15 protein-coding genes are annotated in these 18,232 nt (G+C 71.2%); 6 read left to right on the forward strand and 9 right to left on the reverse strand.

Going from position 1 to position 18,232, the window contains the following annotated elements; all coding sequences use genetic code 11:
• Positions 1-66 precede the first annotated feature (66 nt).
• Genes Q1K70_RS00700 through Q1K70_RS00710 form a run of 3 tightly spaced genes read right to left on the reverse strand, consistent with a single transcriptional unit; the run spans position 67 to position 3,091 of the window.
• Entirely contained in the window at positions 67-933 is an 867-nt protein-coding gene (locus Q1K70_RS00700) for an MqnA/MqnD/SBP family protein (RefSeq protein WP_300154338.1), read from the reverse strand.
• Entirely contained in the window at positions 926-1,759 is an 834-nt protein-coding gene (gene mqnB, locus Q1K70_RS00705; RefSeq protein ID WP_300154341.1) for a futalosine hydrolase, read from the reverse strand. Before mqnB ends, Q1K70_RS00700 begins: the two co-directional genes overlap by 8 nt.
• Before the next feature lie 18 nt (positions 1,760-1,777).
• Positions 1,778-3,091, reverse strand: a complete 1,314-nt coding sequence (locus tag Q1K70_RS00710; protein ID WP_300154344.1) for a nucleotide sugar dehydrogenase — start codon at positions 3,089-3,091, stop codon at positions 1,778-1,780.
• 115 nt (positions 3,092-3,206) lie between these two features.
• Here Q1K70_RS00710 and Q1K70_RS00715 point away from each other — a divergent pair, with 115 nt between their 5' ends.
• Entirely contained in the window at positions 3,207-3,410 is a 204-nt protein-coding gene (locus tag Q1K70_RS00715; RefSeq protein ID WP_300154402.1) for a DUF2065 domain-containing protein, read from the forward strand.
• A gap of 28 nt (positions 3,411-3,438) precedes the next feature.
• Here the strand turns inward: Q1K70_RS00715 and Q1K70_RS00720 are convergent, their stop codons facing one another.
• Positions 3,439-4,158 (reverse strand): ubiquinone/menaquinone biosynthesis methyltransferase, encoded by a 720-nt coding sequence (locus Q1K70_RS00720; RefSeq protein ID WP_300154347.1) that lies wholly within the window; start codon positions 4,156-4,158, stop codon positions 3,439-3,441.
• Positions 4,151-4,333 carry a hypothetical protein gene (locus Q1K70_RS00725; RefSeq protein ID WP_300154349.1) on the reverse strand — a complete coding sequence of 61 codons (183 nt, stop codon included), beginning with the start codon at positions 4,331-4,333 and terminating at the stop codon, positions 4,151-4,153. The genes Q1K70_RS00720 and Q1K70_RS00725 overlap by 8 nt, the downstream gene beginning before the upstream one ends.
• A 313-nt stretch (positions 4,334-4,646) precedes the next feature.
• Here Q1K70_RS00725 and Q1K70_RS00730 point away from each other — a divergent pair, with 313 nt between their 5' ends.
• The 4 genes from Q1K70_RS00730 to Q1K70_RS00745 all read left to right on the forward strand — a co-directional run bounded on the left by Q1K70_RS00730 (position 4,647) and on the right by Q1K70_RS00745 (position 10,755).
• Positions 4,647-5,699 (forward strand): hypothetical protein, encoded by a 1,053-nt coding sequence (locus Q1K70_RS00730; RefSeq protein ID WP_300154351.1) that lies wholly within the window; start codon positions 4,647-4,649, stop codon positions 5,697-5,699.
• Between the two features lie 3 nt (positions 5,700-5,702).
• Positions 5,703-8,348, forward strand: a complete 2,646-nt coding sequence (locus tag Q1K70_RS00735) for a c-type cytochrome (RefSeq protein WP_300154353.1) — start codon at positions 5,703-5,705, stop codon at positions 8,346-8,348.
• 122 nt (positions 8,349-8,470) lie between these two features.
• Positions 8,471-10,375 (forward strand): tetratricopeptide repeat protein, encoded by a 1,905-nt coding sequence (locus Q1K70_RS00740; protein WP_300154356.1) that lies wholly within the window; start codon positions 8,471-8,473, stop codon positions 10,373-10,375.
• A 20-nt stretch (positions 10,376-10,395) separates the two neighbouring features.
• Positions 10,396-10,755: a hypothetical protein gene (locus Q1K70_RS00745; protein ID WP_300154359.1), complete on the forward strand. Its 360-nt coding sequence runs from the start codon at positions 10,396-10,398 to the stop codon at positions 10,753-10,755.
• Between the two features lie 74 nt (positions 10,756-10,829).
• Here the strand turns inward: Q1K70_RS00745 and Q1K70_RS00750 are convergent, their stop codons facing one another.
• From Q1K70_RS00750 to Q1K70_RS00765, 4 genes are all read right to left on the reverse strand, one after another.
• Positions 10,830-11,960: a DUF362 domain-containing protein gene (locus tag Q1K70_RS00750; RefSeq protein ID WP_300154362.1), complete on the reverse strand. Its 1,131-nt coding sequence runs from the start codon at positions 11,958-11,960 to the stop codon at positions 10,830-10,832.
• Entirely contained in the window at positions 11,950-14,403 is a 2,454-nt protein-coding gene (locus Q1K70_RS00755) for a mechanosensitive ion channel domain-containing protein (protein ID WP_300154364.1), read from the reverse strand. The genes Q1K70_RS00750 and Q1K70_RS00755 overlap by 11 nt, the downstream gene beginning before the upstream one ends.
• 55 nt (positions 14,404-14,458) lie before the next feature.
• Positions 14,459-15,217 (reverse strand): TrmH family RNA methyltransferase, encoded by a 759-nt coding sequence (locus Q1K70_RS00760; RefSeq protein ID WP_300154367.1) that lies wholly within the window; start codon positions 15,215-15,217, stop codon positions 14,459-14,461.
• Between the two features lie 111 nt (positions 15,218-15,328).
• Complete coding sequence (locus tag Q1K70_RS00765) at positions 15,329-16,666, reverse strand: NAD(P)/FAD-dependent oxidoreductase (RefSeq protein WP_300154370.1); 1,338 nt, start codon at positions 16,664-16,666, stop codon at positions 15,329-15,331.
• 108 nt (positions 16,667-16,774) lie between these two features.
• Here Q1K70_RS00765 and Q1K70_RS00770 point away from each other — a divergent pair, with 108 nt between their 5' ends.
• Positions 16,775-18,229, forward strand: coding sequence for an FAD-dependent oxidoreductase (locus Q1K70_RS00770; RefSeq protein WP_300154373.1), 1,455 nt, complete (start codon positions 16,775-16,777; stop codon positions 18,227-18,229).
• Positions 18,230-18,232: the final 3 nt, after the last annotated feature.

Genomic DNA, 18,232 nt, shown 5'->3' on the forward strand with positions numbered 1-18,232 from the left:
AGGTAGCTGTTGATGGCCGGGACTTCCCGAGATAAAATGTCCGCGAAATCGCTCATCCGCTGGCGTTTAACAGCATTGGTCCGGGGCTGGCAAGGGGGGATCGGCCTGGAAAAAGCCCCGTTGCGCCAGCTTTTCCAGGGCGGCAAGGGCCAGTTTGCCCGTCTCGCCCATGGCCAGGCTGAGCTCCCCGACATAGGCTTCGATGTGGGCCGTGATCACGGCCTCGTTTTTCTCCCGGGCCAGCAGCCGGGCCAGGGACGCGACCGCGCCGGGCCTGGCCCGGGCCGCCAGCAGGCTCTGGCGCACCACCTCGCCCACGGCGGCGATGCGCGCCCCGCCCAGGCTTTTCCTGGCCAGGATCACGCCGAGCGGCACCGGCGAGGCCGGCACGCGCGTCTGCCACCAGGCACCGAGGTCCAGGACCAGGCGCAGGCCGTGGTCAGCCGCGGCCAGGGCGGTCTCGTGAATGAGCAGCCCGGCCTCGGCCCGGCCGTCGTGCACGGCGGCGACGATTTCGTCGTAGCGCACGGGCAGAAACGCCGCGTCCGGCACGGGCAGGTCGTCCCGGCCGTGGTCCTCGGCCAGGGCGGCGCGCAAGAGCGTGGCGGCGGTGGTGCGAAGCCCGGGCACGGCCACGGTCCTCGGCCTGCCGGAGTAGCCCTGGGGCGCCACGAGCTTGGGTCCCGCGCCGAAGCCGAAGGCCGCGCCCGAGGGCAGCACGGCGTAGGTCGCGGCCAGGGGCGCGGCCATGGCCGCCGACACCTTGACCACGTCGAAAGTTCCGGCCAGGGCGGCCTCGTTGAGGGTTTCCACGTCCTCGAAGGCGAAGGCGGCCCGGGCGTCGGGCAGCCCGACCAGGCCGAGGATCCAGCCGCCGAAGATGACCACGTCGTTGGGGCAGGGAGAGATGGCGACGGTGACGACGTCAGACACGGGACGGATCTCCTTTGAGCAGGGCGGCCACGGCCCGGCCGAGGGCGGAAAGCGCCCCGGGCAGGTCCCAGTCGCCCGGCGGGCGGCGGCCGACCTGGTTGGAAACGGCGCGAAGCTCCAGAAAGGGCAGGCCGGCCATGGCGGCGGCCAATCCCAGGCTGAAGCCTTCCATGGATTCGGCCAGGGCCCGATACTTGCGGGCCAACACGACCGCCCGGGCGTCGTCGCCGGACACGCCGGCCACGGTGACGCACGGCCCGACCACCGCGTCACGGGGCAGGCGCAGGCCCATGGCCTCGGCGTCGGCCAGGGGCGAAAGGGGCAGGCGGTCGTGGACCGGCCGGCCGGCCGGGGAAAGCTGGGGAAAGGCGATGGCCGCGCCGTCCGTGCCCGCCCCGGTGCGCAGGCCGTATTCGGGCAGGGCCTCCTCGTCGGCCGCGACCAGGGACCCCAGCGGCGTGGCGGCCAGGTCGAAGCCCCCGGCCACGCCGCAGTTGACCACCCCGGCCAGGGCGTCCCCGTGCTCGCCGAGGAGCCGGCCGGCGGTCAGGGCGGCGGCCACCGGGCCCACGCCGGTGACGCAAAGGAGCAGATCGCGCCCGGCCCGGCTCCAGGCCACGGCCCGGCCCGGCGGGGGAGCGGCCGGCGCGCCCAGGGGCCCCAGGGCGGCGGCGTATTCCTTGGCTGTGGCGAGGCAGAGGAGGAGAGGGGAGAGAGGGGGACGCCTCCGGCGGCCAGGAGGGGGTGACCCCCTCCTGGACCTCCCCTCTTGGGGGGCGAGTTGCGTTGGCGTCGGTGCAGCGGCGGTTGTATCGGGTTCGCCCATGGGGCGCTCCGGGAGCGGCTACAGCCGCCAGTAGCGGAAGCCGGCGGCTTCGGTGGCGGCGCGATCGTACAGGCCCTTGACGTCCACCAGGATGGGCTCGGCGCTCGGCCGGAACCACGTGGCCAGCTCGGCCAGGGGCAGAGACTTGAAGGCGTCGTGGGAAACGGCCACGATGAGCGCGTCGAGATCGCGCAGCTCCTCGGCCGGGGCCAGACTCAGGCCGTATTCCTCGCGGGCCTCCTCCGGCGAGGCCATGGGGTCGTGGACCAGCACCCGGATACGGAATTCGCAAAGCTCGCGGACGATGTCCACGACCTTGGTGTTGCGCAGGTCCGGCACGTTCTCCTTGAAGGTGAGGCCCAGCACGCCGACCCGGGCGCAGGAGGCCCGGCACTCGGAGCGGATGAGCATCTTGATGGTGGCCTCGGCCACGTGCTTGCCGATGGAGTCGTTGATGCGCCGGCCGGCCGGGATGACCTGCGGGTGCAGGTTCAGGCTCTGGGCCTTGTAGAGCAGGTAGTAGGGGTCCACGCCGATGCAGTGGCCGCCGACCAGGCCCGGCCTAAACGGCAGGAAGTTCCACTTGGTCTCGGCGGCGCGCAACACGTCGATGGTGTCGATGTCGAGGCGCTCGCAGATCATCGAAAGCTCGTTCATCAGCGCGATGTTGATGTCGCGCTGGGTGTTCTCGATGACCTTGGCCGCCTCGGCCACCTTGATGGACGGGGCCTTGTGGATGCCGGCCGTGACCACCGTGCCGTAGACGTCGGCCAGAAGGTCCGTGATCTCCTGCGTCTGGCCGGCCACGACCTTGACCACGGTGGCGAGCGTGTGGACCTTGTCCCCGGGATTGATGCGCTCCGGGGAGTAGCCGATGAAGAAGTCCTGTCCGGCGCACAGCTTGGAGCCCTGCTCCAGGAGCGGCTGGCAGACTTCCTCGGTCAGCCCGGGATAGACCGTGGATTCGTAGACCACCACGCTGCCGGGGCCGAGGTGCCCGGCCAGCAGGCGCGAGGCCCCGACCAGGGGGCCCAGGTCCGGCACCCGGTTGGCGTTTATCGGCGTGGGCACGGCCACGATGAAGAACTTGCAGGCGTCGAGGTCGGCGGCGTCGGCGGTGTAGCGGATGGACACCGCGGCCAGGTCGGCCGGGTCGACCTCAAGGGTGCTGTCTCGGCCGGACTTGAGCTCCTCGACGCGGGCGTCCTTGATGTCGAACCCCACCACGTCGAAATGTCGGGCCAGGGCCACGGCCAGGGGCAGGCCCACGTAACCGAGGCCGATGACGGCCACGGGCGCGCGTTTGGCGCGAATATCCTCGAAAGTGATCAATGGATGGGCTCCTTTTACGGGAAACGGGAACGAACCCCGGCCGGATAACGCAAAGCGCCCGGCCCGGCAAGACGGGCGTATTTACATGTCCCGGCCAAGCCCGTATTCTTGGGAGATGCACTTCGACTGGAAGATATTCCTCACGGCCCTGGGTCTCGCCTTTATCCTCGAGGGACTGCCGTATTTCCTGGCGGCGGAGAAAATGCCCGAGGTGCTGCGCGCCCTGTCCGAGCGCAAGCCGCGCGAACTGCGCGTGCTCGGCATGACGGCCATGCTGGCCGGGCTGCTCCTCATCTTCGTGCTGCGCGCCGCCAACTGACGTCCTTCCCTGTCGGCCCGCCGACGCCTCAGACGGCCTTGACCCCGGCGTGCAGGAACACGATGCCGCCGGTCATGGCCCGGTAGCTCACTTCCTGAAATCCCGCCAAGCGCATCTCCTCGGCCAGCGTGCCCTCGTCCGGGAACTCCCGAATGGTTTCGGCCAGGTAGAGATAGGCCTCGTCGTCGCCGGAAACGAGCTTGCCGATTTTGGGCAGCACGCTTCGCAGGTAGAAATTGTACAGCCCGCCCCAGAGACGGCGCTTGCCCGTGCCGAATTCCAGCACCACCAGCCGGCCGCCGGGTTTGACCACCCTGGCCAGCTCGGCGAAAGCGTCAGGCCGGGGGCGGATGTTGCGGATGCCGAAGGCGATGGTCGCTCCGGCCACGGAAGCGTCGGGGAGCGGCAGGCGCAGGCCGTCGCCGAGCACGGGATGGATGGCCGCCCCCGGGCCGCTGCCGATCTTGGACCGTCCGGCCTGGAGCATGGGCAGGCAGGGATCCACGGCCACGATGGCGCGCCGGCCCAGGCGCGAGAGCATGACGGACACGTCCAGCGTGCCGGCGGCGAGGTCCAGCACCGGCCCGGGCGGCAGCCCCGGGGCCAGGAGCGCCCGGACCATGGCCCGCCGCCAGGCGATGTCGAGCCCCGCCGAAAGCAGGTGGTTGAGCAGGTCATAGGACCCGGCCACGCGACCGAACATGCCGGCCACGCGGCGCGAATCGCCGGGAACGGGCAGCTCAGCCATCGTCGCGGCCGTCCTTGCCGGCCTCGGCGTCGCCGCGGCGGATCACGCGCAGCACTTCCTCGTAGATGGGGCCGAAATGCTCGGTGAAGTTGCCGGGCGAAATGCGTCCGGTTTCCACGAACTTGACCACGATTTCCTTGGTCACCTGCAAGGCCAGGTTTTCCCGCTTGTCCATGGGTGCTCCTTCGAAAGAAAAAACCCGCCCGGTTGGGGAAATGGCCTTGGACCGTCCAAGGGCAAGGGCCGGGCGGGAAAAGGGAAAAACCAGGGAAGGCACTCCCCTTTTTTGCGCAGGCCCTAGCACGGCCGGGGCCGGACGTCGAGGGCGGCGCGGCGGGGCGGGCGCGCCGCCAACGCCTCCTGTATCGGTGAACATGTTGTTTATAACATCCCGTTCATGTAGGGTTCGCCCAAATCCCGAGCCCCGAGGCGCACGACCGGCCCACGCCGGCTGGGCGGCCCCGTCGGCCCAAAGGAGCCCGACCGCCATGCATCCGCCCGTTTCCCCGGCCCCGGGGCTGGCCCTGCCGTCGCCCTGGGGAATCTTCGAAGTCCTGCTGCTGGTGACCTTCGCGGCCCATCTGCTGGCCGTCAACGTGGCTCTGGGCGGCACACTCATCGCCCTGCTGACGCCCGGCCGGGACCGGGGCGCGGCCCTGTCGCTCGGCGGCAAGCTGCCGACGACCGTGGCCATCGCCGTCAACCTGGCCATCCCGCCGCTGCTTTTCGCCTCGGTGCTCTACGGCCAGTACCTCTACAGCGCGGCCGTGCTGACCGCCGCGACCTGGCTTTCGCTCTTCATGGTCGTCATGATCGCCTATGCGCTGCTGTACTACGCCCAGCCGCGTCTGGCCCTGGCCGCTTCGCGGCCGGCGGTCCTGGCCGCCGCCTGCCTGCTCCTGGCGGCGAGCCTGATATTGGTCAACGTCTCGACCCTTGCCGTGCGCCCGGCCGCCTGGATGGCCTATTTCGACAACCCCGGCGGCACGGTCCTCAATTTCGCCGACGCCACCTTTCTGCCCCGCTGGCTGCATTTCGTGACCGCCTCCCTGGCCGTGGCCGGGCTCTTCCTGGCCGTTATCAGCCGCAAGGCGGCCGCGGCCGGCGACGCGGCCGGGCTCGCCCGCAAGCGCCTGGGCCTGGCCTGGTTCACCCGGGCGACCATGGTCCAGTTCTTGGTGGGACTGTGGTTTCTCTTCTCCCTGCCGCGCGAGGTCCATTTCGCCTTCCTCGGCGGTGACGGCCTGGCCACGGCCGCGCTGCTCGTCGGCGTGCTGCTGGCCGGCGCGGCCCTCGTCCAGGGCGTCCAGGGCCGGGTGGGGCCGGCCGCCTGGTTCGCCGTGGCCTCGGTCGCGGCCATGGTCGCGGTGCGCGAGCTGGTCCGGCTGCTGACGCTGGCCCCGGCCTATTCCCCGGCGGCGCTGCCGACGCTGCCGCAGTACGGGCCGTTTTTCATGTTCCTGGCCGCCTTCGCCGGGTCCGCGGCCGTGGCCGTCTGGGCCGTCGGGTGCTTTCGCCGCCGGGCGGGAAGGGGGGCGTAGGCCATGGAATATCCCGTCTGGCAGCTGTCCGCCTTCGGCGGCGGATTCTGGATCGTCGTCATCGCCGTGCTGCATGTCTACGTGGCCCATTTCGCCGTGGGCGGGGGCCTTTTCCTGATCATGACCGAGCGCCGGGCCAGGAAGCTCGGCTCCGCGCCCATGCTCGACTACCTGCACCGCCACGCCCGCTTCTTCCTGCTTTTGACCATGGTCTTCGGCGCGCTTTCGGGCGTCGGCATCTGGCTCACCATATCGGTCCTGTCCCCCCAGGCCACGCTCATGCTCGTGCGCACCTTCGTCTGGGGCTGGGCCACGGAATGGACGTTCTTCGCGGGCGAGATCGCGGTCCTGCTCGTCTACTACTACGGCTTCGACAGGCTCGACGCCAAGACCCACCTGCGGGTGGGATTCTTCTATTTCCTGCTCGCCTTCCTGTCGCTTTTCACCGTCAACGGCATCATCGGCTTCATGCTCACCCCCGGGGAGTGGCCGACCACGCTTAATTTCTGGGACGGTTTCTTCAACCCCACCTTCTGGCCGTCCGTGGTGCTGCGCCTGGCTCTGGCCCTGCTCCTGGCCGGGCTTTTCGGCTTCGCCACGGCCCTTGGCATTCCGGACGAAAAGACACGCGAGGACGTGCTGCGCGCCTCGTGCCGCTGGGTGGTGGCCGCCGCGCCTGTGCTGCTGCTTTCCGGCTTCTGGTACGTGGGCGTGCTGCCGCCGGGGGTGCGGGAGTTCGTGCTGCGTCGCTCGAGCGAGATCGCCTCCTACCGCCTGGCCTATCCCGTGCTGCTGGTGCTGCTGGCCGCCGGCTCCCTGGCCCTGGCCACGCACCTTCCCTTGCGGCTTCGCCGCATTCTGGCCGTGGCCCTGCTGGTGCTGGGCCTTGGCCTGGTCGGGGCCTTCGAGACCATCCGCGAGGCGGCCCGCAAGCCCTGGCTGGTCCACGGCCAGATCTGGTCCACGGACATCAGGCCCTCCCAGGCCGCGCCCTACGACGCCCCCTTCCTGCCCCGGGCCCGCTTCGCCAAGGTCAAGCAGGTCACGCCCCAAAACCGCCTGGAGGCCGGCCGCGAGCTCTACGCCATGCAGTGCCTGGCCTGCCACAGCGTGGGCGGGCCGTTCAAGGACATCCGCGCCTACACGGCGCACATCGGCGCGGCAGGCGTCGAGGCGTATCTCACCGGGCAGGGCAAGCTCTTCACCCAGATGCCGCCCTTTCTGGGCAGCCCCGAAGAGCGCGCCGCCCTGGCCGCCTACGTTTCCGAGGGCATAAACGGCAAAAAGCCCGCCGTGCCCAAGCCGGCCGAGGTGCTCCCGGCCGAGGTGGCCCTGCCGCCCTTCGACGCAGCGGCCGCGCCGTACCTGCTCATCGGCTTCAACAGCCTGGGCGTGGTGGCCATGGCCGGCTGCGACGGTTCGTTCTCCCTGGCCGTGCCCGGCAACACGCTCCAGGCCGTGCTCGTGAAGCGCGACGTCATGCCCGAGGTCGTGACCAAAGACGTGACCGTGGCCTACGAGGCGCCGGACGGCTTCAAGCATCCGTCCAAACGGCTGGACTTCTGGAAGCATGCCGCGACCCTCGTCGGCAAAAGGCTCGACCCCGACGTCTCGACCACGGGGCTTGCGCCCGACGGCGTCATGACCGCCGGGGACAAGCTTTATAGCGCCGCCGGCATCCCGGTTTCGCCCTATCCCGACGCCGGCGGGGTGAACCCCTATCCGGTCTTCACGCTCACGGCCAAGGACGCCGCATCCGGCGAGACCCTGGCCGTGACCAAGGCCGTGGCCCCGGTCGCCACGGAAATGCGCTGCTTCACCTGCCACGGCGGCGGCTTCGCCGTGGACGGCGAGACCGGCGTCTCGGCCGACACGGCCAAGGGCATCCTGGCCGTGCACGACAAGCGAAACGGCACGGACCTGGCCGAGCGGGCCAAGGCCGGCGGCCCGGTGGCCTGCCAGGGCTGCCACGAAAGCGACAGCCCCAACGCCGGCGTCGCGCCCAAGGACCCCAAGGCCCTGCTGTCGCTTTCCGCCGCCGTCCACGGCTTCCACGCCTCCTACCTGTCCGGCGGCGACGCCAGGGCCTGCGGCAACTGCCATCCCACGGCCCCGGACGGCGTGACGCAGGCCCAGCGCGACAACCACAGCGCCGCCGGCATCGGCTGCGTGCGCTGCCACGGCTACATGGAAGACCACGCCCTGTCGCTTCTGGCCCACGAGAAGGCCGCCGGCAAGAAGGCCGCCGCCTGGCTCATGGCTCCGCTTTCGCCGCGCGCCGCGGCCTCGGTGGCCGAGATTCGCCCCCGGGCCGCCTGGACCCAGGAGCCCGACTGCCTGACCTGCCACAAGGACTTCACCCGCCCGGCCCAGGACGCCTCGGCGTTCGGCGTCTGGACCAAGGACGCGGCCGGGCTTTTCCGCAACCGCAAGGAGGACACGGGCAACATCCCGTGCGCGGCCTGCCACGGCAGCCCCCACGCCACCTTCGTGGCCGCCAACGGCTACGGCCTGGACGTCAACAACATCCCGTCCATGCAGTACATGGGCTTTCCGGGCGTCCTCGGCTCGGCCAAGCGCTGTGACGTCTGCCACACCGTGGAGATGCAGGGCGGCGACGTGCACCACCCGAACATGGAACGCGAGTAGCCGCCCCCGGGGCCGCCCGGGCGGCGTGGGCCAGCTTCGAAAAGGCCGTCCCCGTGTCCGTGGGACGGCCTTTTCCGGTCCGGTTGACGGGCTGTGGGAAAGGGGGCAGGGGTGAGGTCGGTATGAAGCCGTCTTCCGCCAGAAACGCCGGCCCCTCCTATTCCCGGAGCATGCGCGAGGCCGTCGAAGCCCATCGCGCCGGCCGCTTCGCCGAGGCCGAACAGGCGTATCTCGCCGCGTTGCGCCGCCGGCCGGGCGACGCCGAGGCCTTGCGCCTGTGCGGCGCGGTCTACCTCGAGGCGGGACGGGGCGATCTGGCCGAGAAACGCTACCGGGAGGCGCTTTCGCGCGAACCGGAAAGCGTCGAGGCCTGCCTCGGCCTCGGCCGCGCCCTGGACAAGCTGGGGCGGCTCCAGGAGGCGGCCGCCGCCTATGCCTGCGCCGTGCGCCTCGCCCCGGACGACGTCCCGGCCTTAAGCGCCCTGGGGCTCGTCTGCGAAAAGCTCGGCCGGCGCGACGAGGCCCTGACCCTGCTCGGCCGGGCCGCGCGCCTGCGCCCCGGGGACGCCCAGGCCCATTACCTGCTGGCCGAGGCCCTGCGCAAAGGGGGCCGGGCCGGGGAGGCCGCCTCCTTCTACGAGCGGGCCCTGCGCCTGGACCCGGGCCACGTGCCGGCCGTGCTGCACCTGGGCCTGGCGCTCATCGACGACGGCCGCCTGGACGCGGCCGTGGCCTGGTACGAGGCGGCCCTGCGCCAAAGACCCGGCGACGCCCTGCTGCGAAACGACCTGGGCCACGCCCTGCGCCTGGCCGGCCGCCGGGCCGAGGCCCGGGAGCATTTCGCCGCCGTGCTGGAGCGCACGCCCGGGTTTCTGCCCGCCCTGGTCAACTACGCCGTGGCCTGCCGGGACATGGGGGACGACGCGGCGGCCGAGGCGGCCTGCGACCGGGCCCTGGCCGTGGCCCCGGACCTGGACGCGGCGCTTCTCACCCTCGGGGCCCTGCGCCAGGACGTCATGCGCCACGAAGAGGCCGTGGCCCTGTTCGACCGGGTGCTTTCGCGCCTTCCTGACAATGTCCCCGCGCGCTGGAACAAGGCGCTCTCCTTGCTGTCCCTGGGCCGGCTGGCCGAAGGCTTCGCCCTGTACGAGGCCGGCCTTGGCCAAAAGGAGCTGCGCGGTTTGGACCCGGACCCGGCCCGACGGCTGATCGGTCGTCCCCGGGCCGGCGAGCGCCTGCTGCTGCGGGCCGAGCAGGGCCTGGGCGATTCCATGCAGTTCGTCCGCTACGCCGCCCTGTGCAAGGCTTGCGGGGCCGGGGTCGTGCTCGCCTGCCCGCCGGCCCTGCATCGCCTGCTGGCGGGCTGTCCGGGCGTGGACGCGGTGTGCGCCGACCCGGTCGAGGCGGCCTGGGACCGCCACGCGCCGCTCATGAGCCTGCCTCTGGCCTTTGGCACGACCTTGGAAACCGTGCCGGCGGACATTCCCTATCTTTTCGTCAGCGACGAGGCCCGCGTCGCCTGGGGGCCGCGCTTCGAGGACGACGGCCGGCCGCGCCTGGGACTGGTCTGGGCCGGCAGTCCCCGCGGCAGGCTGCCCGAGGCCAGCCTGGCCGACCGGCGGCGTAGCCTGCGGCTTGAACGCCTGCTGCCGCTCCTGTCCCGGGAGGACATCGTTTATTACAGCCTGCAAAAGGGCGAGACGGCCGGCCAAATCCGGGAACTCGGCCTGGGCGGGCGGATCGTGGACCTCATGGGCGACGTTTCGGATTTCATGGACACGGCGGCCATCGTGGAGCGGCTCGACCTCGTGATCACGGTCGACACCTCGGTGGCGCATCTGGCCGGGGCGCTGGGGCGGCCGGTCTGGATGCTGTCGCGCTTCGACGCCTGCTGGCGCTGGCTCGGCAACCGGGAGCCCAATCCCTGGTATCCGGCCATGCGCATTTTCGGCCAGCCCTCGCCCGGAGACTGGGACGCGGTCGTGGCCCGGGCGGCGCGGGAACTGGCGGGGTGGCGGCCGGCCTGACCGGCGCGGGAGGATTGCGTATGCCCAGGCCCTTTGGAAGATTGCTCGGCGCGGCCGTGCTGGCGGCGGCCCTCGGCGCGCCCGCTTCGACGCTGGCGGCCGGGAGCGTCCAGGTCACGCCGCAGATGCGCAAGGACCTGACGGACAAGCTCACCCAGCAGTGCCTGTCCCAACAGGCGGCCTTCGCCCAAAAAGGCTACACCAAGGCCCAGACCGCGGCCATCTGCAAGTGCGCCATGCAGCAGACCGGGGCGCTCATGAATTCCCAGACCGTGGCCTATATCCTGGAGCACGGCGTCATGCCGCCGGACATGCAGCGCAAGGCCGCCTCGGCCACGGGCGCCTGCATCAAATACCACACCAAGCCGCCGGCCCCCTGACGCCTCCCTTCGAGGGGGCCGGGGGGGATCATCCCCCCCGGCGGGGCCCGGGGCAGCGCCCCGTTTCTTCCCTCCTACTCCACCTGCACCAGCTCATACCGCGGCGAGCCGAGGCCGACCGCCTCGCCGTGGACGAAGGTCACGTCGCCGCGCGTCCAGCGCCACAGGGCCGCGAACTTGTCCTCGCCCGCGCCCAGGCCGTGCTCGAGCTTGCAGTCCGGGCAGGCCGCCTGCTCGTTGACCAGGTCCAGGCAGGCCTTGTCCAGGGCCACCGGGTCGGTCGAGGCCAGAAAGCCGATGTCCGGCACGATGGGCGCGTCGGACCAGGGCACGCAGTCGCAGTCCGGGGTGACGTTGGTCAGGAAGTTGAAGAAGGCCGTCTTGCCCGGTTTGCCGATGACCGCGCCGAGCGCGTATTCCACCAGGCGCTCCATGAAGGGCACGATCTCGGTGTGCCAGTCGATGTGCATGGCCTTTTTGGGGCACACGGTCAGGCATTCGCCGCAGCCGATGCACGACGCCTTGTCGATGACCGCCTTTTTGTCCCGCATGGCTGCCGCGCCGGTGGGGCACACGCGCGCGCACTCGCCGCAGCCGATGCATTTTTTCGGCTCCACGGCGAAGCGCACGCAGTGCTGGTCCTGCTTGCCGGCGCGCGGGGCGCAGCCCATGGCCAGGTTTTTGACCGCGCCGCCGAAGCCGGCCAGTTCGTGGCCCTTGAAGTGCGATAGCACCACCAGGGCGTCGGCGCGCACGATGTCGCCGGCGATTTTGACCTTCCGGAAGTGCTTGCCCGGGACCGGCACCTCGAGGACGTTGGTGCTGTCCAGGCCGTCGGCGATGACCACGGGCGCGCCGAGCACGGCGTAGTCGAAGCCGTGCTCCACGGCCGTGGCCAGGTGGTCCACGGCGTTGTGGCGGCTGCCGGAATAGAGGGTGTTGGTGTCGGTGACGAAGGGCCGCCCGCCCCGCGCCTTGATCAGGTCGGCCACGGCGCGCACGTGGGTGGGGCTTATGTGGGTGTCGCAGCCGCGCTCGCCGAAATGGACCTTTATGGCCGTGAGGTCGCCTTTGCCGATGGCGTCGGCGAAGCCCGCCGCCTCGAAGAGCTTTTTGAGTTTGGCCGTGCGGTTCTTGTTGGCCGCCCGGGCGCGCAGGTCGGCGAAATAGACCTTGGCCGGCCCGGGCGCGGCGTCATTTGCCATGGGATGCGTCCTCGCTTGGCGCGGCGGCTTTATCCACCGCCGCTTCGATCTTGCGCTCCAGGGCCGCGAGCCGCTCGCCCAGCCGGGCCAGCCCCTCGCGGTCTTCCTGTCGCCGGTTTTCGACAAATTCCTCCAGGGCCGGGGCGGAGCGCAGGTGCAGGTCGGCCTGGGGAAAGGCGATCTCGATGCCCGCCTCGCGGAAGAGCCGGTCGATGGCCTCGCGGATGGCGCACATGGCGGTGACGGCGCTGTCCACGTCGGCCAGCCAGACGCGCAGGCGGAAGTCCAGAGTGCTCGCGCCGAAGTCCCAGTGGAGCACCGTGGGGGCGGGGCTGCCCAGCACGGCCGGGCAGGTGGCGGCCGCGGCCAGCAGCCTCTCGCGCACCTGGGCCGTGTCCGAGCCGTAGGCCACGCCCACGCAGATGTCGCGCCGCACGCTGGGGTCCTTGTGGCTCCAGTTGACGATCTTGCCGGAGATGAGCTCCGAGTTGGGCACGAACACCGTGGCGTTGTCGCAGGTGAGCACCTCGGTGTTGCGGATGTTGACCTCGCGGACCACGCCCCAGATGTCGCCGAGCTGGATGGTGTCCCCGGCCTGGATGGAGCGGCCGAAGAGCAGGATCAGGCCGCTGATGAAGTTGTTGACCATGGTCTGCATGCCGAAGCCGATGCCCACGGACAGGCCGCCGGCCACCACGGCCACGCTGGTCAGGGACAGCCCCAGCACGGACATGGTGAAAAGCGCGTAGAGCCCCCACCAGGCGTAGCTGTTGATGGTCAGCAGCGAATCCTTGGCCCCGCGTTCCACGGCCCGGCGACGGCTGGCCATCTCGGCGATGAAGCTGGCCGAAAGCGCGATCATGGCCTTGGCCATGTAGAAGCCCACCACCAGGAAGGCCAGCTTCTTGAGGCTGATGCCCACGGATTCCACCTGGGTCTCGGTGGTGAGCATCTCCAGAAACACGTTCTCGCCGCCGAACTGGGTGGAAAGCAGCCACAGGAAGCCGAACAGGTAGGACAGGAAGAAGAACGGAAAGCCCGCGCCGGCGGCGATGCCGAGCAGCACCGGGGCCTTGCCCTTGTGGCGCTCCACGGTGCGGCGGCCGAGAAACGTGGTGGTGAGTCCGGCGAAGCGCAGGGCCAGGGTGATGTAGAACAGGGCCGAGGCGCACAGGATCGCGGTCTGGGGCAGGCCGCAGACCGCGACCAGGGCGATGGCCGGCAGCAGCAGGCTGTAGGCGCGGGTGATGCCCCGGTCCAGGCGCTGCTTGGGCGGCGTCTCCCGGTGCCGGCGGTTGAAGGCCACGGCCGAGGCCAGCAGGAACACGGCCAGGACCGGGGTCATGAGCACCTCGGGCACGCGCAGGGTCTCGAGGAGCAGCCCCAGGGCGAAGAGCCGCCAAGTGGGCCACAACACCGGCGGATGCGCGGCGCCCGAGGTCGCGGCCACGCGCAGGCGCGTGAAATGGACCAGGGCGGCGGTCAGCACGATCTCGCCTACGGAAGTCAGCGCCGTGTAGAGGAAAAACGGCGCGCCGCGCGACAGGGTGATGAAGAAGACGCCCACGGACACGCAAAGGGCCGCCCGGGGCAGGAAAGACCGGCCGGCGGCGCTCAGACGGCCGCGCCGGGCCGCGAAAAGGATCGCGCCCAAGGACAGCAAGGCCACGGCCAGGCTCGTCACCGCCGCCGTGCTCAGGCTCTTGCGCAAAAGCTCCCTGTTGTGGGGCGTGACGAGCAGCTCCAGGCAAAGGCCCCGCCACAGGTCCCAGTCCTCCATGTCCTGGGACAGGACGCTCAGGAAGCGGGGGGAAAGGGGGGTGGGGAAGACCTCGGTGTAGTAGCTTTTCCAGGACGGGGCCAGGGCGGTCGTGAGGTTCGCCTCGGCGGACCTGATCTGGGCGGCGAGATCGCGCAGGGGCGTGGTCTGGGCGGCGATGGCGTCGCGCATGGCCGCGACCTCGGCGCTTAAGGCCCCCATGGAATCGCGCGAGGGCTCGAGGTCCTTGCGGAAGCGTTCCGGGATGTCCTGGAGGGAAATCTCCGTGAGCCGCTCCTTGAAGGTGTCGAGCAGGGCCACGCTCTGCTCGAGGCTCGCCCAGGCCTGCTGGGGCCGCTGGGAGAGCCTGGCCACGTCCTGGTTCAGGCGGTCGAAGCCGGCCAGCACGTCGCGGATCTCCCAGGGGTCCGAGGCCGTGGCCTGCCACAGGGCGAGCCTGGCCCGGTCGTGGGTCAGTCGCTCCATGTCCAGGGCCTCGGCCGCGGCCTCGGCCGCGGCGCGGACCTTGTAGACGTCCAGGCGCTGGTGGATGAGCTGGTCCTGCTTGCGCAGGGTTTCGAGCACGAGCTCCCAGTCCGTGTCTTCGGCGAAAAGAGGGCGCGCGCCGGCAAGGGCGAAAAGCAGGGCGCAGGCAAGGGCGAGCACGGCGCGACGGGGCGTCATGCCACGCTTGATACGGGCAACCCGGCCAGCTGTCCATGGGGGTCCGCGGGGACGGCTATTCCTCCCGGCCGGCCTTCTTTCCCCCCGAGGCCACGGCCCAGTCGATCTGGCGACACACGCCCATGAGCAGGTTGAATTCCTGGCGCTTGAGACCCACCCGCTCGATGCACCGGCGCACCGGCAGCATCCAGTAGTCGGGGTTGTCGGGCTTGATGAAGTCGATGGACAGGAGCGTGCGGCGCAGGGCGGCGAAAAGCGCCTCGCGCTCGGCGTGGGTGGCGGCCCGGGAAGGGGTGGCCCCCGTGGCCGCCTGGCCGGTCAGGCCGCTGGCCGCCTTGAAGATCTCGTAGCACATGACCAGCACGGCCTGGGCGAGGTTCAGCGAGGTGGCCGCGTCCGCCGTGGGGATGTTGACCAGCCGGGAGCAGAGCTGGGTCTCCTTGTTGGAGAGCCCGGCGTCCTCCGGGCCGAAGACCACGGCCACGCCGCCGCCGCCGGCCAGGACGCGGCAGGCCGCAGCCGCCGCCTGCTCCGGGGCGATGACCCCCGTGCGCCAGCCGCCCAGGCGCGCCGTGGTGCCGAAGACGACCTCGGCCCCGGCCACGGCGTCGTTCAAGGTCGGGACAAGCTCCAGGGCGTCCAAGAGGAGGCCGCCCTTGCTGGTGCCCATGGGCCGGGCTTTTTCGATGTCGAAGGCCGGCGGATCGACCAGGATCAGGCGCGACACGCCCATGTTGGCGCAGGCCCTGGCGGCCGCGCCCACGTTTTCGGAGAATTTGGGTCGGAAAAGCACGATGGAAAGGGCGTCGAGCATGGCGGACCGCCTTGGTGGCGTGGGAAGGCCGCGCCGACGTGGCGCGGCCTTCCCCGGGCGGGCTTGTAGCCGTTGCCGCCCGTCCCTTCAAGGAGAAAGGGCCGGCGCGGCCTAGAACATGTAACGCAGGTAGTAGCCGGCCGTGGGATAGGCCCAGATCCCTTCCCGCAGGGCCGAGGCCGGAAGGCCCTGGCGCATGGCCAGGGCCACGACGTTGATGACCTCCTCGGCGGCATGCCCCAGGATGTGCGCCCCCAGGATGCGGTCGTCCCCGGGCGAGACCAGGGTTTTGGCCCAGCCGGCCGTCTCGCCGAGCCGCTTCCAGGGGAAGGAGTCGGCCAGGTCGGTCTCCTTTTTCACGCAGGACAGGCCCCGGGCGCGGCAGGCCTCTTCGGTCAGCCCGACCATGCCGAGCGGCGGCAGGGTGAAGAGCACGCTCGGCGTGCCGGTGCGGTCGATGGCGCGGGTGTTGCCGGTGACCATGTTCTCGCCGGCCAGGCGGCTTTCCAGGTCCGCCGTCGGGGTGAGCGCGTAGGGCGCGTCCAGGCAGTCCCCGGCGGCGTAGACGTCGGGGTTGCCCGGGCACTGGAGGTATTCGTTGACCGTGACGCCGCGCGGCGTGGCCGCGATCCCGGCCGCTTCGAGGCCGAGGCCCCGGAGCGCGGGCGGGCGGCCGGCGGCGTTGACGGCCATGTCCGCGCTGCAGACGCCCTGCGGGGTGTCCACGGCCAGTCCGCCTCCCTCCCGGCGGATGGCCGTGACCGGGGCATCGAAAATCACCGTGATGCCCATGGCCCGGGTGGCGGCCACGAGCTTGCCGACCACGCCCTGGTCGAAGCGGCGAAGGGCCGCGTCGCCGTGGGTGAGGATGGTCGCCTTGGCCCCGCACACGGCGGCCACGTGGGCCAGCTCGAAGGCGATGAAGCCGCCCCCGACGAAGACCACGCGGCCGGGCAGGGCGTCGAGGTCCAGGAAGGCGTCGCTGGCGGAGAGAAGCTCGGCCCCGGGAAAGTCGAAGCGCTTGTGGGTCGCGCCCACGGCGATAAGTATTTTTTTCGCCGCAAGCTCCGCCTCGCCCACGCGCACCGTGCGCGGGCCGGCGAACACGCCCCGGCCGCGCACCACGTCGATGCCGGCCTCGCGGTAGGAGGCCGCCACCCGGGCGTCCACGGGGGTCGTGAACGAGCGCTTGAACGCCATGAGCGCCGGCCAGTCCACGGCCGGGCCGCCGGAAAGCCCCTTGCCGGCCAGGTGGGCGGCGGCGCTTACGGCCTCTGGCGCGGCCATGAGCACCTTTTTGGGATTGCAGCCCGTGTGGGGGCACACTCCGCCGAGAAGGCCCGCCTCCACCACGGCCACGGACCAGCCCGCCTCGCGGCAGCGCCGGGCCGCCGGGCCGCAGGCCGGGCCGCCGCCCAGCACCACCAGATCGTATGCGCGCGTCGTCATGGCTTGTCCTTCGCCGGGACGCGTCCCGGGCTTTGGCTTTTTCCGAGTCCAGGCTACCATGGTTTTCCCGGCGGGGTAAGGGGCGCGGGCCGGGAAGGGGGCGATGAGATGGCCACGCGGTACGACTACGATCTGCTGGTGATCGGCGGCGGCGCGGCGGGGCTCACGGTCACGGCCGGGGCGGCGCGCCTGGGCGTGCGCACGCTCCTGGTCGAGGGCGAGGGCCGCCTTGGCGGCGACTGCCTGCACTACGGCTGCGTGCCGAGCAAGACGCTGCTGGCCACCGCCCACGCCCGGCGCATGCGCTGCCGGGCCGGGGAGTTCGGCCTGCCCGAAACGGCCGCGCCGCCGGTGGATTTCGCCGCCGTGCGCCGGCGCATCGAGGGTGTCGTCGCCGGCATCCAGGAGCACGATTCCGTGGCCCGCTTCGAGAGCCTCGGCGCGGACGTGCGCTTCGGGGCGGCCCGTTTTCGCGACGACCACGAGATCGAATGCGACGGCAGGCCGATAAGCGCCGCGCGCATCGTCGTGGCCACGGGCTCGCGCGCCGCCGTGCCCGCCGTGCCGGGGCTGGCCGAGGCGGGCTTTCTCACCAACCGCGAGCTTTTCTCCCTGCAGACGCTGCCCGAAAGCCTTGTCGTCCTCGGAGGCGGGGCCATGGCCGTGGAAATGGGGCAGGCCTTTTCGCGCCTGGGCAGCCGGGTGACCATCGTTCAGCGCAGCGGGCGGCTGCTTACCCGCGAGGACCCGGACCTGGCGGCGGTCGTGGCCGGGGCCCTCGCCGCCGAGGACGTGGATCTGCGCCCGGGGGCGGTCCTCGAATCCGTGTCCCGCGCCCCGGACGGCCGGCGGACCGTGACGTTTTCCCGGGACGGCCGGCGCGAGGCCGTGGCCGCCGAGCGGATTCTCGTGGCCCTTGGCCGCGCGGCGCGCCTTAACGACCTGAACCTTGACGCGGCCGGGATTGTCCATACAACGAAGGGGCTTGTCCTGGACGCCAGGCTTCGGACCTCGCGGCCCCACGTGTTCGGCGCGGGCGACGTCACCGGAGAGCACCTGTTCACCCACGCCGCCGGCTACGAGGGCGGAGTGGCGGTGGCCGGCGCGGTGTTGCGCCTGCCGCGCCGGGCCGACTACCGGCATCTGCCGCGCTGCGTCTACACCGAGCCCCAACTGGCCGTGGTCGGGCTGACCGAGACCGAGGCCCGGGAGACGGGCGTTTTGGGCAAGGTGGTCACGGAACCCTTTTCCGGCAACGACCGGGCCAGGGCCGAGGGCGAGGGGGCGGGCTTTTGCAAGCTGGTGCTCGACCGCCGGGGCGGGCTTCTCGGTGTGGGCATCGTCGGCCCGGCCGCCGGGGAGCTGGCCGCGGTCTGGGCCGTGGCCCTGGCCGGCGGGCTGGGACCGGGGCGCGTCGCCGGCGCGGTGCTGCCCTATCCGACCCTGGCCGAGACGGGCCGGCGGGCGGCCGGCCGGGGCCTGGAAGCGAAACTTTTTTCTCCGCTGGCGCGGCGCGTCCTGCGGCTGCTCTTCGGCTACCGGGGGCGCGGCCCCCGGGACTGACGA

Origin of the sequence: Solidesulfovibrio sp. (assembly GCF_029978005.1) — a bacterium.
Lineage (GTDB): Bacteria > Desulfobacterota > Desulfovibrionia > Desulfovibrionales > Desulfovibrionaceae > Solidesulfovibrio.